14 protein-coding genes and 2 pseudogenes are annotated in these 13,739 nt (G+C 71.9%); 5 read left to right on the top strand and 11 right to left on the bottom strand.

The features are described from left to right. Nucleotides 1–372: 372 nt before the first annotated feature. The 3 genes from QQK45_RS10270 to QQK45_RS10260 all read right to left on the bottom strand — a co-directional run bounded on the left by QQK45_RS10270 (nucleotide 373) and on the right by QQK45_RS10260 (nucleotide 3,910). Complete coding sequence (locus QQK45_RS10270) at nucleotides 373–1,599, bottom strand: acyl-CoA dehydrogenase family protein (protein WP_284293183.1); 1,227 nt, start codon at nucleotides 1,597–1,599, stop codon at nucleotides 373–375. Between the two features lie 62 nt (nucleotides 1,600–1,661). After that, nucleotides 1,662–3,008, bottom strand: a complete 1,347-nt coding sequence (locus QQK45_RS10265) for an ATP-binding SpoIIE family protein phosphatase (protein ID WP_284293182.1) — start codon at nucleotides 3,006–3,008, stop codon at nucleotides 1,662–1,664. Beyond that, the gene (locus QQK45_RS10260; protein ID WP_284293180.1) at nucleotides 3,005–3,910 is read right to left on the bottom strand and encodes a PAS domain-containing protein; all 906 of its coding nucleotides are present in this window, start codon (nucleotides 3,908–3,910) and stop codon (nucleotides 3,005–3,007) included. The genes QQK45_RS10265 and QQK45_RS10260 overlap by 4 nt, the downstream gene beginning before the upstream one ends. Nucleotides 3,911–4,004: 94 nt before the next feature. On the opposite strand from QQK45_RS10260, the gene QQK45_RS10255 reads away from it, so the two are divergent. Beyond that, a complete protein-coding gene (locus QQK45_RS10255) occupies nucleotides 4,005–4,508 on the top strand; it encodes an STAS domain-containing protein (RefSeq protein ID WP_284293179.1) in 504 nt (167 codons plus the stop codon). On the opposite strand, the pseudogene QQK45_RS10250 reads toward QQK45_RS10255, so the two are convergent. The 4 genes and pseudogenes from QQK45_RS10250 to QQK45_RS10235 form a co-directional block, all read right to left on the bottom strand. Beyond that, nucleotides 4,451–5,430 (bottom strand): annotated as a pseudogene (locus QQK45_RS10250) (IS481 family transposase); the annotation flags it as partial. The gene QQK45_RS10255 and the pseudogene QQK45_RS10250 sit on opposite strands and share 58 nt — an antisense overlap. A gap of 216 nt (nucleotides 5,431–5,646) precedes the next feature. Continuing rightward, the gene (fbaA, locus tag QQK45_RS10245) at nucleotides 5,647–6,666 is read right to left on the bottom strand and encodes a class II fructose-bisphosphate aldolase (RefSeq protein ID WP_284293178.1); all 1,020 of its coding nucleotides are present in this window, start codon (nucleotides 6,664–6,666) and stop codon (nucleotides 5,647–5,649) included. A 76-nt stretch (nucleotides 6,667–6,742) separates the two neighbouring features. Next, a complete protein-coding gene (locus QQK45_RS10240; RefSeq protein WP_284293176.1) occupies nucleotides 6,743–7,453 on the bottom strand; it encodes a TrmH family RNA methyltransferase in 711 nt (236 codons plus the stop codon). Between the two features lie 148 nt (nucleotides 7,454–7,601). Continuing rightward, nucleotides 7,602–8,513, bottom strand: a complete 912-nt coding sequence (locus QQK45_RS10235) for an SDR family oxidoreductase (protein ID WP_284293175.1) — start codon at nucleotides 8,511–8,513, stop codon at nucleotides 7,602–7,604. Between the two features lie 213 nt (nucleotides 8,514–8,726). Here QQK45_RS10235 and QQK45_RS10230 point away from each other — a divergent pair, with 213 nt between their 5' ends. Together QQK45_RS10230 and QQK45_RS10225 are read left to right on the top strand one after the other, a co-directional pair. Further along, entirely contained in the window at nucleotides 8,727–9,380 is a 654-nt protein-coding gene (locus QQK45_RS10230; RefSeq protein WP_284293173.1) for a VTT domain-containing protein, read from the top strand. Between the two features lie 2 nt (nucleotides 9,381–9,382). Further along, nucleotides 9,383–10,180, top strand: a complete 798-nt coding sequence (locus tag QQK45_RS10225) for an HAD-IIA family hydrolase (RefSeq protein WP_284293172.1) — start codon at nucleotides 9,383–9,385, stop codon at nucleotides 10,178–10,180. A gap of 13 nt (nucleotides 10,181–10,193) precedes the next feature. Here QQK45_RS10225 and QQK45_RS10220 read toward each other — a convergent pair whose 3' ends face one another. The 4 genes from QQK45_RS10220 to QQK45_RS23155 all read right to left on the bottom strand — a co-directional run bounded on the left by QQK45_RS10220 (nucleotide 10,194) and on the right by QQK45_RS23155 (nucleotide 12,180). Next, nucleotides 10,194–10,697: a nucleoside deaminase gene (locus QQK45_RS10220; RefSeq protein WP_284293171.1), complete on the bottom strand. Its 504-nt coding sequence runs from the start codon at nucleotides 10,695–10,697 to the stop codon at nucleotides 10,194–10,196. 86 nt (nucleotides 10,698–10,783) lie between these two features. Beyond that, on the bottom strand, nucleotides 10,784–11,371 hold the full coding sequence (pyrE, locus tag QQK45_RS10215) for an orotate phosphoribosyltransferase (RefSeq protein ID WP_284293170.1): 588 nt from the start codon (nucleotides 11,369–11,371) through the stop codon (nucleotides 10,784–10,786). A gap of 24 nt (nucleotides 11,372–11,395) precedes the next feature. Then, nucleotides 11,396–11,911: an SDR family NAD(P)-dependent oxidoreductase gene (locus tag QQK45_RS10210; RefSeq protein WP_431310256.1), complete on the bottom strand. Its 516-nt coding sequence runs from the start codon at nucleotides 11,909–11,911 to the stop codon at nucleotides 11,396–11,398. After that, on the bottom strand, nucleotides 11,908–12,180 hold the full coding sequence (locus QQK45_RS23155) for an SDR family NAD(P)-dependent oxidoreductase (protein WP_431310255.1): 273 nt from the start codon (nucleotides 12,178–12,180) through the stop codon (nucleotides 11,908–11,910). Before QQK45_RS23155 ends, QQK45_RS10210 begins: the two co-directional genes overlap by 4 nt. A 90-nt stretch (nucleotides 12,181–12,270) precedes the next feature. Between QQK45_RS23155 and QQK45_RS10205 the strand changes: the two are divergent. Together QQK45_RS10205 and QQK45_RS10200 are read left to right on the top strand one after the other, a co-directional pair. Continuing rightward, a pseudogene (locus QQK45_RS10205) lies at nucleotides 12,271–13,058 on the top strand (exodeoxyribonuclease III). A 119-nt stretch (nucleotides 13,059–13,177) separates the two neighbouring features. Continuing rightward, complete coding sequence (locus QQK45_RS10200) at nucleotides 13,178–13,720, top strand: DUF4190 domain-containing protein (protein WP_284293169.1); 543 nt, start codon at nucleotides 13,178–13,180, stop codon at nucleotides 13,718–13,720. The last annotated feature ends 19 nt before the right edge of the window (nucleotides 13,721–13,739 follow it).

The following is a 13,739-nucleotide window of genomic DNA, read 5'->3' as shown; positions in this document are numbered from 1 at the left end:
TGCGGTTACGCGCCACCCACCGCGCCGACCATGGGCACGCCCACATTTTCGAGCCCAGACATGCGTCCAAGCGCATGGTCGGCGGCGCGCGAGTGGACAACGACATGCTCGGCAGGACCAATGCTGGCTACCCGCATGCTCGGCGCCACGACACGGAACATCGGCAGGCTCGACGCGGCAACCCGCTGCACCCACCCGACCACGCGCCGTCGTCGGGCCACGAAGGGCGACCCGGAACGCGGAGGCGGGTGGGGCGGGGATATCGCGCGCGACCGTGGTGGGTCTGGCGGGAGCCGAGCGAGGAACGAGCGAGGCGGATGGTAGGTCGCGCGCGATATCCCCGCCCCACCCGCCGGACCGACCGACGATGCCCTACGCGAACGCGGAGACCCCCGTGATCGCCCGCCCCACGATGAGGGCCTGGACGCTCTCGGTGCCCTCGTAGGTGTGCAGCGCCTCGATGTCGGTGAAGTGCCGGGCGACGCGGTTCTGCAGGAGGATGCCGTTCCCGCCGAGCAGGTCGCGCGCGGTGGAGGCGATCTGCCGGGCGCCGCGGGTGCACGTGTACTTGGCGAGGGACGCCTGCGGGCCGGTGAGCGTCCCGGCGGCCTCCTGCCGGGTCATGGCGGCGGCCACGAGCTGCAGCTGGGTGAGCGTGGACGCCATCTGGGTGAGCCGCTCCTGGACCATCTGGTGCTTGGCGAGGGGCTTGCCGAACTGGACGCGCTGCTGGGAGTAGGCGACGGCGGCCTCGTAGCAGGCGGTGGCCTGTCCGACGGCGCCCCACGCGACCCCGAGCCGGGTCGCCTCGAGCACGCGGGAGGTGTCCTTGAAGGACCGTGCGCCAGGGAGGACATTCTCGGCGGGGACGTAGACGTCGTCGAGCACGATGTGCGCCTGGAAGATGGCGCGCAGGGAGATCTTGCCGGTGATGGTGCGGGCCTCGTAGCCGGGCGAGTCCTGGGGGACGATGAAGCCGTGGACCTGGCCGTCCTCGCCGCGCGCCCACACGACGGACACGTCGCCGACGGACCCGTTCCCGATCCACTTCTTCTCGCCGCGCAGGACGAATCCGCCGTCCTTGGCGCGGGCGGTGGTCTCGAGGGAGACGGAGTCGGAGCCGTGGGTGGGCTCGGTGAGCGCGAAGGCGGCGAGCTTGGTGCCGCGCGAGATGGGCTCGGCCCACTCGGCGATCTGCTCGTCGGAGCCGAGCATCATGATGGAGCGGAGGGCGAGGCCGCCCTGGACGCCGGAGATCGTGGCGACGGAGCCGTCGCCGCGGGACATCTCCATGGCGGCGAGGCCGGCGCCGAGGTTGCTGGTGTCGGGGAAGCCAGGGACGGCGACGCCGTCGCGCAGGAGGTCGAGCTCGCCCATGCGCCGGGCGAGCTCGATCGGGAACTCGGCGCGCTCCCAGTAGCCGTCGATGACGGGGAGGACCTCGTCCTGGACGAACGCGCGGACGCGGAGCTGGTGGGCGCGGTCGGCGTCGGTGGCGTCGTGGAAGGCGTCGCCGAAGTCGGGCGCGAGGGGCTGGGCGAGGTCGTAGTGGGGCTCGGTGACGCCGACGCCCGTGGGGGCCGTGGTGGTGCTGGACATGTGCTGCTCCGTGGTCGCGCCGTTGCTTCTCGCGGGGTCGACACCGGCGCCGGCCCCTTCCTTCAGGATGACTGACCAGAACTGCCGGTATCAGGTACTCGCCGGAGCGCGCCCGTGAACGTGCTCACGCCGTGCAGCTTCGCCCACACGATCTTCCCGGTGCGCGTCGGGCGCCAGCCCCAGTCCGCGAGCCGCTCGACGATCTGCATGCCGTAGCCGCCGCCCCGGTTGACGTGTCCGTCGGTCGGCACGGGCGGGGACGGGTTGGCGTCCTCGACCTCGATCCGGAGCGTGCGCCCGGTGTCGAACAGGCGCAGCGCGACGTGCCCCCAGCCGTGCATCACGGCGTTCGCGACCAGCTCCGACGCGACCAGCTCGGCCTGCGAGGCGCCCTCGACCTGCCACGCCTGGCACGTCCGCACGACGGCGTGCCGCGCGCGGGCGATCGACGTCGGCTCGCTCGGCAGCAACCACCGGCGGCTGCGCGGACCCCCGTCGGTGGGGACGGCGTCGCTCTGCACGTCGGGCACGCGGACCACCACGACCGCGATGTCGTCCTCCGGCGTCGACCCGACCCGCGAGAGGAGCTGCTCGCCCACGCCCGCGGCGTCGACGGCGCTCACGGCCCCTGCCTCGGCGGCGAGCGCCTCGAGCCCGGCCCGCAGGTCGCGGTCACGCCGCTCGATCAACCCGTCGGTGTAGAACACGAGCACGTCACCGGGCAGGAGCCGCAGGCTCGCGGTCGCACGCACGCTCGGCCCGTAGCCGATGAGCGTGCCGGCCGCGCCGTCGAGCAGCCGTGCCGCGCCCGAGCGCACCAGCACCGGCGGGAGGTGACCGGCACGCGAGTACGCCAGCTCCCACAGCGGCTCGCCCTGCGCCGGCTCGACGGGCATCCGCTCCAGCCGCGCGTATACGAGGCTCGACGCGCGCGGCAGCCGCATCCCCGAGGCCAGCTCGTCGACCCGCTCGAGCACGTCGCCCGGGAGCGTCATCTCGAACGCGTACGAGCGCACCACGGACCGCATCTGCCCCATGGTCGCGGCGGCCTCGACGTCGTGCCCGACGACGTCCCCGATCACGACGCCCACGTCGCGCTCGGTGAGCTGCAGGACGTCGTACCAGTCGCCGCCGACCTGCGCGTGGTCCGAGTTGGGGGCGTAGTACGTCCACACGTCGAGGCCCGTGACGTCGGCCTGCTCGGGCAGCATGGCGCGCTGCAGCGTCTCGGCGAGCCGGTGCTCCCGCGCGTAGAGCCGCGCGGTGTCGATGAGCATGCCCGCGCGGCGGGCGATCGAGCGGAGCGTCGTCCCGGGCGTCAGGGACGGCATGAACTCGCGCCCCGGCTCGAGGACGACCACGAGCAGCCCCAGCACCCGACGACGCCCCGGCACCGGGTAGACCGTCACGCCCCCGCCTCGGCGTTGAGGTCCGCCGCCAGACGGGACCGCACGTCGCGCTGCAGGACGTCGCTCGCGCTGCCCGGCGGGTACGCGTCGCCCAGGTCCACCTGCACCGGGCCGAGATCCTCGCCGTCGAGCACGTCCTGCACGACGTCGCGTGCCCACGCCCGGCCGTCGGGCGGCGCGGACTGGGCGGCGTGGCGGGGGTGGTGGCGGGTGCGGATCCGGGAGCTCGGGGGCGTGTTCACGTCGACGCTCTCCGCGTACACGAGGCCCTTGTCGTTCATGTAGAACGCGATCCGGCAGCCGACGGCGCGACCCAGCACGTCCGCGATCTCGCGCAGCACCTGCGGGTGGTCGAGGTCCGTGAGGAGCGACGACACCTGCGTCATGAGGTCGAGCCGCGCCATCCGGCGACGCGACAGCTCGAACGTCGCGAACTCCACGGACGGCTCGGCGATCTGCTCGGAGACGTCGGCCTGGAACCCCAGCCAGTGCTCGATCGACCCGTCGGCCCCCGGCACGGGGCTGAACGAGACCTGGTACCAGCGCAGCTCGCCGTCGCGCGCGGCGTCGTGGATGCTCACCTGGACGGGGCGGCCCGCGTCGAGCGCCGCCCGGACGGGACCGACGTCGGCTCCGTCCGCGAGCTGGCCGCGGAACACCGACATCGGCTGGCCGACCAGCACCTCCGGCGCGGACCCGGCCAGCGCACGGAACGCGCCGTTCATCCACTCGAGCCGCAGCCCCTGAGCGCGCGGGCCGGTGAGGAACATGGGCACCGTGGACGCCTCGAGGGCCGCGAGCAGGGCCCCGGGCAGCGCGCCGACGGAGGGCGCCGGAGCGGCTCCAGGCACGGCGACCGAGGGGTCCGGCGCACCGGCCGGACGCGGGTCTCGTCCCTCCATGACCCCTCCTCCGCGCTGCTCGTGCAGGTCAGCGCATGTGCGGCACGCGTCGAGGGTACTGTCCCCAGACGCCGATCGACCGTAGATTGGGCACGTGCACGAGCAGAACAACCGTACCGATCCCGCCGGGGAACCCGACGGCACGTCCGTCGACGTCGCCGACGAGCTCGCCGACGCCTCGATCGACGAGGTTGCCGGCGCCGAGCGCGACCCCGGTGATGTCGGCGTCATCGTCGGCAGCCAGCGCGTCCGCATCGTCCTGGCGGGTGAAATCGACATCGACCTCGAGCACGACCTGCGCGACGCGATCGGCGACGCCGAGGGCACGGGTCTGCCCATCGAGATCGACGCGCACCACGTGACCTTCATCGACTCGTCGGGCGTGTCGTTCCTGGCCGAGCTGGCGAGCCGCGCCAACCCGCCCGTGCGCGTCCTGCGCGCCCCCGAGCATGAAGTTCCTGCTCACCGTGACCCGCCTCGACGAGCTCGTGGAGCTCGTCGACGTGGACCCCGGCCTCGACTAGCTGTGATGTCCAGGGAGTTGGTCAGCCGGGTGATCGGTGGCTGGTTGCCGATCGCGGAGTGGGGTCTGTGGTGATTGTAGAAGTGGAGCCATCCGGGCAGGGCGGCCCGGCGTTCGGTCTCTGAGGCATAAAAGCGGGCGTAGGCCCAACCGTCGCCGAGCGTGCGGTGGAAGCGTTCGATCTTCCCGTTGGTCTGCGGACGGTAGGGGCGGGTGCGCTTGTGAGTGATCCCGAGCTGGTTGCAGGCATCGCGCCAGGCGTGGGAGCGGTAGGCCGATCCGTTGTCCGAGAGCACTCGCTCGACGTTCACTCCGCGTTCGGCGAACCAGGCCACGGCGCGCTCGAGCACGCCCACCGCGGTCGTGCCCTTCTCATCGGAGCAGATCTCGGCATAGGCCAGACGGGAATGGTCATCGATGACCGTGTGGACGTAGGCGCGCCCGATCAACGGGTTGTGCCAGCGGTTGCGGGGACCACCGGTCCGCTCGGTGGTAGCGATCCGGTTGCGGTCTCCTTGCTGACGCCCGACGTAGCGGTGTCCGCCCCCGTCGGGGATGTTGCCGAACTTCGTGACATCGACGTGGATCAGCGAGCCAGGGTGGTCGTGCTCGTAACGGCGCAGCGGTTCGCCGGTGACCCGGTCGATCCAGGCCAGCCGGTTGATCCGGCACCGCACCAGCACCGCGTGGACCGTGGAGGCAGGCATGCCAAGGCGTCCAGCGATCTGGACCGGGCCCAGGCGGTGACGCCACCGCAACCGCACGACCTGCTTGACCACGTGCTGCGGGGTGCGGGTCGGGCTGCGACGCGGACGCGAGCTGCGGTCGCCCATCCCGCGGCGCCCTCGGCCCGGTACCGATCGGCCCACTTCTTCGCGGTGCGCGCCGAGACCATGAACATCTTCGCCGCGGCCGAGTAGGTCCAGCCGCTGTCCACGACCACGCGTGCGAGTCTCAGCCGCGTCTTCGAGGTCAGCAGGGCGTTAGCGTGGGACATGAAGGCCTCCGGTTGGTGCGAAGTGGTTCCTCGACAGCTCCACTTCACAACCGGAGGCCTTCGTCATCCGGTAACCCGAGCCCGTGTCGCCATCACGAGATCGGAACAACGTCCCTGGACATCACAACTAGCCGCCCCTCGCAGGGCGGACCCGGACAGAGCACGAGGGCCCGGCGGTCGTCCGACCGCCGGGCCCTCGTCACGTCGACGTGACGGTCAGAGCTTGTGACCGGCCGAGCGGAGCTGCTGCGCCGCCTCGACGATGCGCTGGGCCATGCCGGCCTCGGCGAGCTTGCCCCAGGCGCGCGGGTCGTACGCCTTCTTGTTGCCGACCTCGCCGTCGACCTTCAGGACGCCGTCGTAGTTGCTGAACACGTGACCGGCGACCGGACGCGTGAACGCGTACTGGGTGTCCGTGTCGATGTTCATCTTGATGACGCCGTTGTCGACGGCCTCCGAGATCTCCTCGGCCGTCGAGCCCGAGCCGCCGTGGAAGACGAGGTCGAACGGGTTCTCCTTGCCGACCTCCTTGCCGACGACGTCCTGGATCTCCTTGAGGAGGGCCGGGCGGAGCTTGACCGCGCCGGGCTTGTAGACGCCGTGCACGTTGCCGAACGTGAGGGCCGTCAGGTAGCGGCCCTTCTCGCCCAGGCCGAGCGCGCGGACCGTGGCGAGGCCGTCCTCGGGGGTCGTGTAGAGCTTCTCGTTGATCGCGGCCTCGTGGCCGTCCTCCTCGCCGCCGACGACGCCGATCTCGATCTCGAGGATCGTGCGGGCCGCGACGGAGAGCTCGAGGAGCTCCTGCGCGATGACGAGGTTCTCGTCGAGCGGCACGGTCGAGCCGTCCCACATGTGCGACTGGAACGTCGGCAGGCCGCCGTTCTTGACCTGCTCGGCCTCGAGCTGGAGCAGCGGGCGGACCCACGAGTCGATGTTCTGCTTGGCGCAGTGGTCGGTGTGGATCGCGATGTTCACCGGGTAGTTCTTCGCGACCTCGGTCGCGTACGCGGCGAGGGCGAGCGAGCCGGACACCCGGTCCTTGATCGTGGAGCCCGCGGCGTACTCGGCGCCGCCGACGGAGACCTGGATGATGCCGTCCGACTCCGCCTCGGCGAAGCCCTGGAGGGCCGCGGTGATCGTCTGCGAGGAGGTGATGTTGACGGCCGGGTAGGCGAACGAGCCCGCCTTGGCGCGGTCGATCATCTCGGCGTAGATCTCGGGAGTTGCGATGGGCATCTGAGTGGTCTCCTGTGTGATGCGGAGGGTGGGCTTCCCCGATTGTTCCACGGATCCCTCACGAGCCCTGCGGGTGTCACAGATGCTGGACGGCCCACGCCCACATCGCGATCGCGGCGGCCGCCCCGGCGTTGAGCGAGCGCGTCGAGCCGTGCTGCGTCACGTGCACGACGACGTCGCACACGGCCTGCGCCTCCGCGCTCAGCCCGGCGCTCTCCTGGCCGAGGAGCAGCACGCACGACGCCGGGAGCGCCGTCCCCTCGAGCGGCACCGAGCCCGGCACGTTGTCCACGCCGACGACGGGCAGCCGCGTGGGCGCACCGGCGTCGTCGGGCAGGCCGGCCGTCGCCGCCCACGACGCGAGCGCCCCCGCGTCGGGGTGGTGCGCGACGTGGAGGTAGCGGTCCGTGACCATCGCGCCGCGCCGGTTCCAGCGCCGCCGCCCGACGATCCGGACGCTCGCCGCGTTGAACGCGTTGGCGGTGCGGACCACGGACCCGATGTTGAGGTCGTGGGCCCAGTTCTCGACGGCGACGTGGAGCTGCGCGGCGGGACGCTCAGCGCGGCATCGGTCGAGGTCGTTGACGATCGCCTCGACCGTCAGGTAGCGGTAGTCGTCGATGACGTTCCGGGTGTCCCCGCCGGTGAGGAGCTCGGGGTCGTAGCGCGGGTCGGGCTCCCCGGACGACAGGCGCGGCCACGCGTCGGGGCCGCCCGGCCAGGGCCCGACACCGACGACGCGCCCGGCCGCGTCCTCGCTCCGGTCGCGCGGCTCCTGGATCTTCACGGGCTCATCCTCTCGTGTCGACAGGCGACGAGGGCTGTCCGCATAGTGTCCGGCGGCGCCGGACCGTCGCCCAGCAAGCACCTTCCCCACCGAGCAAGCAGCACGGCACCGCTTGGTGGGCGGGAGAGCCGCTTGCTCGACGCACGCCTCAGGGGCACCGCGCCGCCCTCGCTGCGCTCAGGTGTCGCCGCCGGCGAGCGTACGAGCCGCCGGGGCACTCACTTCCGCGCGAGCCACTCGTCGTAGGTGACCGTGCCGTACCGCGCGTCGGGCACGAGGTTGAGGCCCTCCCGGAAGAACGCGCCGATCCCGCCCGGCAGCGGGACGGCGACCACCGGCCGGCGCGAACCGTGGGCGCGTCGCCAGCGCTGCGCCATGTCCCGGGCGTCGAGCACCTCGGGGCCGCCGATCGTCCACGTGCGCGACGGACCTTCCTCGAGGGCCGCGTCGACGAGCGCCCGGGCGACGTCGGTGAGGTCGATGGACTGGAACTGCGTGCCCCGTGGCACGGGAGAAGCCCGAGCCGCGCCCACCGGCCCAGCCGGCCGTCGCGCCCGAAGAAGAGCTCAAGGAAGTCGTGGAACTGGGTCGCCCGCACGACGGTCACCGGTGCGCCCCCGGCGTCCGCCGCGCGACGGTACGCCTGCTCCTGGGCGACGTGCGCCTGGTAGTAGCCGTAGTCGGCGCGGTCGACGTTCGCGATCGAGAGGACCGCGACGCGGTGGACGCGCGCCCGCCAGGCGACCGCACCCACGCGCTCGGCGCCCGTCGTGAAGACCTTCATCGAGGACGGCCCCATGCCGTTGCTCGTGTCGATCACGGCGTGCGCGCCCGCGAGCGCCTCGTCCAGCGCCTCGAGCACAGGGGTCGCCTCGCCCAGGAGGTCGAGCGCGACGTAGCTGGCGCCGTCGACCCGGCGTGCGTCGTCGGGCGCGGGGACGTGCCGGGACAGGACCCGGACCGCGAGCCCGCGGCCCAGCGCCTCGCGGACGACGGCGCGGCCCGCGTTCCCCGTCCCGCCCAGCACCACGACCGTCGTCACGTCCTGTCCCCTCGCCATCCGCCGATCGTAGGGGTGCGCGTCTGCACAGGCCGTCCCCAACCCGCCCGCAGGCCGCTCCGAACCCGGCCACTACGCTGATCCCATGACCGCCCTCGCCCTGTCCGGAGAGCTGGTCGGCCACCTGTCCGCACAGCTCGCCGCGAGCCCCTCGACCTCATCGACCCGAACAACCTGATCGACCGGTTCGGGTCGCTCGCGCTCGCCGGCATCGTGTTCATCGTCTTCATCGAGACCGGGCTCGTGTTCCCGTTCCTGCCCGGCGACTCGCTCCTGTTCACCGCCGGCATGCTCGTCGCCGCGACCGACGGGGCCCGGACCCTCGACATCTCGTTGCCCGTGCTGATCGCGATCCTGTTCGCGGCCGCGTTCTGCGGCAACCAGTGCGGGTACGCCATCGGAAAGTTCGCGGGGCCACGGATCTTCAGCCGCCCGGACTCGAAGATCCTGCGCAAGGACTACGTCGACAAGACGAACGAGTACTTCGACCGGTACGGCGGCCGCACCATCCTGCTCGCGCAGTTCGTCCCCATCGTGCGGACGTTCGCGCCGATCGCGGCGGGCGTCGGGCGGATGCGGTACCGGTCGTTCTGGCCGTACAGCCTGGTCGGGACGTTCGTGTGGACGACCGTCGTGACGACGCTCGGCTACTACCTGGGGCGGATCTCGTTCATCCGCGACAACATCGAGCCGATCTTCATCGGCATCGTCCTGCTGTCCGTCGTCCCGATCGTCATCGAGGCCCGGCGCAAGACCAAGGCGTCGCGTGCGACCGCACCCACGACGCCCGGCCCCCGGCACGGGCGCGCGGCCGGCGTCCCGGCCCCGACGACCCCACGCACCCGCAACGAGCACGAGGAGGCCTGACCGTGACACAGGAAGCGCACCACGAGCCGGCCCGCGAGATCGACTGCTGGCTGACGGACATGGACGGCGTGCTCGTCCACGAGGAGCGTGCGCTGCCCGGCGCACCCGAGTTCATCGCGCGGCTCCGCGCGAAGGAGCGGCCGTTCCTCGTCCTCACGAACAACTCGATCTACACGCCGCGCGACCTGCGGGCCCGGCTCGCGGCCACCGGCATCGAGGTCCCTGAGGAGTCGATCTGGACGTCGGCCCTCGCGACCGCGACGTTCGCGTCGCAGCAGCTCCCCGGCGGCAGCGCGTACGTGATCGGGGAGGCGGGGCTCACGACGGCGCTCTACGAGGCCGGCTACACGCTCACCGACGCGGACCCCGACTACGTGATCCTGGGCGAGACGCGCACGTACTCGTTCGAGGGGATCACGCGCGCCATCCGGCTCGTCCGCGACGGCGCGCGGTTCCTGTGCACCAACCCCGACTCGACCGGCCCGAGCGCCGACGGGCCGGTGCCCGCCACGGGCGCGGTCGCCGCGATGATCACCAAGGCCACGGGCCGGCAGCCCTACTTCGTGGGCAAGCCGAACCCGATGATGTTCCGGTCCGCGCTCAACCGGATCGACGCGCACTCCGAGCGGACCGCGATGATCGGCGACCGCATGGACACCGACGTCGTCGCGGGCATCGAGGCCGGCCTCTACACGTACCTGGTGCTCACCGGGTCGACGCGCCGCGACGAGGTGGAGGGGTGGCCGTTCCGGCCGAACGAGGTCGTCGACGGGATCGCGGACCTGGTCGACCGGGTCTGACCGCCTCGCGCTGTCACGGCAGATCCGCCAGGCCTCTGGCCCACTCCCGCATCCCACGGGGACCCGCGCCGTCGGCGTAGCGGGCGAACAGTTCCTGCGAACGATGCCGCAGGATGCCCCCGCGAAGCTCGGCCGGCTTGGCGAAGAAGGGCTGCTCGACTGGAGGAGTCCACGAACTGACCAGCTCGATCCCACCATCGTTCGGGGACTCCAGGGCGTACCACACCCGACTGATGCCCAGCGTGACCGCAGCACCCAAGCACATCAGGCACGGTTCCAGGTTGACTGCGAGCGTCAGGTCGTCCCGCACCCGCGAGAATCCGAGCGCCTCGTCCGCCTGGAGCAGGGCCAGCAGGTCCGCATGGACGATCCGGCGACCCAGCCGCTGCTCAGCGGTATGGGCCCGCCCGAGGACCTGCCCATCGCCGATGACCACCGCGCCGATGGGCATCTCACCCGCGGCCAGCCCCTCCTCGGCAAGCTCGATAGCCAGCCCGACCGCCGTCTCCGCATTCATGACCACAGTCAACAGCGTCCGTGAGGTGCCTCAGGCTTCCTGCCGCTTCCGTACCCGGTTCGAGGTGCCCGCCTCAGGACCGGGTGTCACGCCAGGTCGAGGTCGGCGAGGTCGAAGAGGTAGTGGTAGGGCACGCCGAGGGCCTCGATCTTCTCGCCGGCGCCCGTGGCCCGGTCGACGATCGTTGCGACGGCCACCACCTCGGCACCCGCCGCGCGGCACGCCTCGACGGCCGTGATGGGCGAGCCGCCCGTCGTCGTCGTGTCCTCGAGGACCACGACGCGGCGGCCCGCGATGTCCGGGCCCTCGATCTGACGCTGCATGCCGTGGGCCTTCGCGGCCTTCCGGACGACGAACGCGTCGAGGTCCTGCCCGCGCGACGCCGCCGCGTGCAGCAGGGCGGTCGCGATCGGGTCCGCACCGAGCGTCAGGCCGCCGACGGCGTCCACCTCCGCCGTCCCGAAGCCCAGCTCCTCGAGCTGGTCCAGGAGGACGTGCCCGATCAGCGGCGCGGCACGGTGGTGCAGCGTCACGCGGCGCAGGTCGACGTAGTAGTCGGCCTCCTTGCCCGACGACAGCGTCACCCGGCCGTGCACGACGGCGAGCTCCTTGATGAGGTCGCGCAGCTGCTCGCGCGGGGTCGGAGAGAACGAGGCGGCGGTCGTGTCGGTCACAAGGCTCAAGCGTAGCGTCGCGGGTCAGTCCTTCTTCCAACGGCTCCGCATGCCCGTGAGCCCCGTCGAGTCGAGCGCGCGCACCGCGGAGCGCGGGATCGCCCGCAGGAACCCGGACGCGACCTGGTAGCGCAGGGACGGCGTCGAGATCACCGCACCCCGGCGGACGTCGGCGAGCGCCGTCGCGACGACCTGGTCGGCCTCGAGCCACGCGATGTCGGGCAGGCCCGACACGTCGATGTCCGCCCGGTCGTGGAACTCGGTGTGCGTGAGGCCCGGGCACAGGGCGGTCGCCGTGACGCCGGTGCCCTTGAGCTGGACGGCGAGGACCTCGGTGAACGTGCGGACCCAGGCCTTGTGCGCGGAGTACGTGCTGCTCGTGGTGAGCGCGGCGACCGACGCGACGTTGAGGATCGCACCGCGTCCCCGCTCGACCATCGCCGGTGCCGCCGCGTGCGAGAGCACGAGGACGGCCTTGACGAGCACGTCGAGGGCACGCAGCTCGACGTCGAGGTCCCCGCCGACGAACGACTGGTTCACGGGGAAGCCCGCGTTGTTGACGAGGAGGAGACCGGGCGCTCCCGGTCCGCGACCCGCGCCGCCACCCGGTCGAGGCCCTCCTGCTCGGAGAGGTCCGCCGCGAGCACCTCCGCCTGCACGCCGGCCGCCACGTGGAGCTGGCCCGCGAGGTCGGTGAGACGCTCCTCGTCCCGGGCGACCAGGACGACGTCGTGCCTGTTGGTGGCCAGCTGCCACGCGAACTCGAGACCCAGACCCGAGCTCGCGCCGGTGATGAGTGCGGTCGCCATGCCCGCCACTGTAGGCGGTGGGTGAGGCGTTGGGGAGGGGTCCGGCGAACCCGCCCGGGCGGCGTCGCCGGCCGCCGGTAGGCTGCGCGCATGCGTCTGGCCACCTGGAACGTCAACTCGATCCGCAGCCGGGCCGACCGGGTCCTCGCGTTCCTCGAGCGGTCGGGCACCGACGTGCTCGCGATCCAGGAGACCAAGTGCCGGGACGACCAGTTCCCGGCGCTGCCGTTCGAGCTCGCCGGGTACGAGGTGGCGCACGTCGGTCTGTCGCAGTGGAACGGGGTCGCGATCCTGTCGCGCGTCGGGATCGAGGACGTCGAGATCGGTTTCACCGACCAGCCCGGTTTCGGGGACCCGAGCGTGCGCGAGGCCCGCGCGATAGGCGCGACGTGCGACGGGGTGCGTGTCTGGTCGCTCTACGTGCCGAACGGGCGCGACCTCGACGACCCGCACTACCGCTACAAGCTCGAGTGGCTCGCCCGGCTGCGCGACGCCGCCGAGGGCTGGCTCGACCACGACGCCGCCGCACAGGTCGCGCTGTTGGGCGACTGGAACATCGCCCCCTCGACACCGACGTCTGGGACCCCGCGCTCTTCGCCGGCAAGACCCACGTCTCCCCGGCCGAGCGAGAGGCGTTCGCCTCGTTCGCGCGCGCGGGCTGGACCGAGGTGACCCGCGAGCACCTGCCCGAGCCCGGGAGATACACGTACTGGGACTACACCCAGCTCCGGTTCCCCCGGAACGAGGGCATGCGCATCGACCTCGCCTACGCCACGCCCGCGCTCGCTGCACGCGTCACCGGCGTCGAGATCGACCGGAACGAGCGCAAGGGCAAGGGCGCCTCCGACCACGTCCCGGTGATCCTCGACCTCGAGTGACGCCCCGCCCTCTCCCCTCCCCGCTGAGTGCGTAACTTTTGTGCGACACACCCGGCGAGTCGCACGAAAGTTACGCACTCAGGGGCTGGCGGGGCGGTGGCGACGGGTAGATTTCGGCCATGACGATCCCACCGTCCGACGGCACATCCTCGGACCCGTACGCCACCCCGACCGGTGGCGGGTCCCCGGACCCTCAGCAGCCCCAGCAGCCGGACCCCGCCTACCCGCCGTACCCGCCGTCGTCGTACGGTCAGGCACCGCCGCCCTACGGACAACAGCCGACGTACCCGCAGCAGCCCTACCAGCAGCCCTCGTACCCCTCACCGTCGTACGGCACCGGGTACCCGCAGCAGCCCTACGGCTACGCGCCCGGATACCCCGGTCCGCAACGCCGCAACGGGCTCGCCGTCGCGTCGATGTGGACGTCGATCGGCGGGATCATCACCTGCGGGGTCGGCGGGCTGGTCGGCCTGATCCTCGGGATCGTCGCGCTCACACAGATCAAGCGCGACGGCACCGCCGGGCGCGGCATGGCCATCGCCGGGATCGTCGTCGGCGGCGTGTTCGTCGCGCTGTTCGTGCTCGGCCTCATCGGCGGGATGGTCGACGGCTTCACCGACTACGACTCGACGAGCGGAACCTCCTGGGGCATCGACACGTAAGCGATCGTCCTCGCACGAC

It is taken from the genome of Luteimicrobium album, assembly GCF_030161555.1.
In the GTDB taxonomy this organism is placed as follows: Bacteria; Actinomycetota; Actinomycetes; order Actinomycetales; family Cellulomonadaceae; genus Luteimicrobium; species Luteimicrobium album.
The sequence above is the reverse complement of the archived record's forward strand: the minus strand, read 5'-3'. Positions and strand labels throughout refer to the sequence as shown.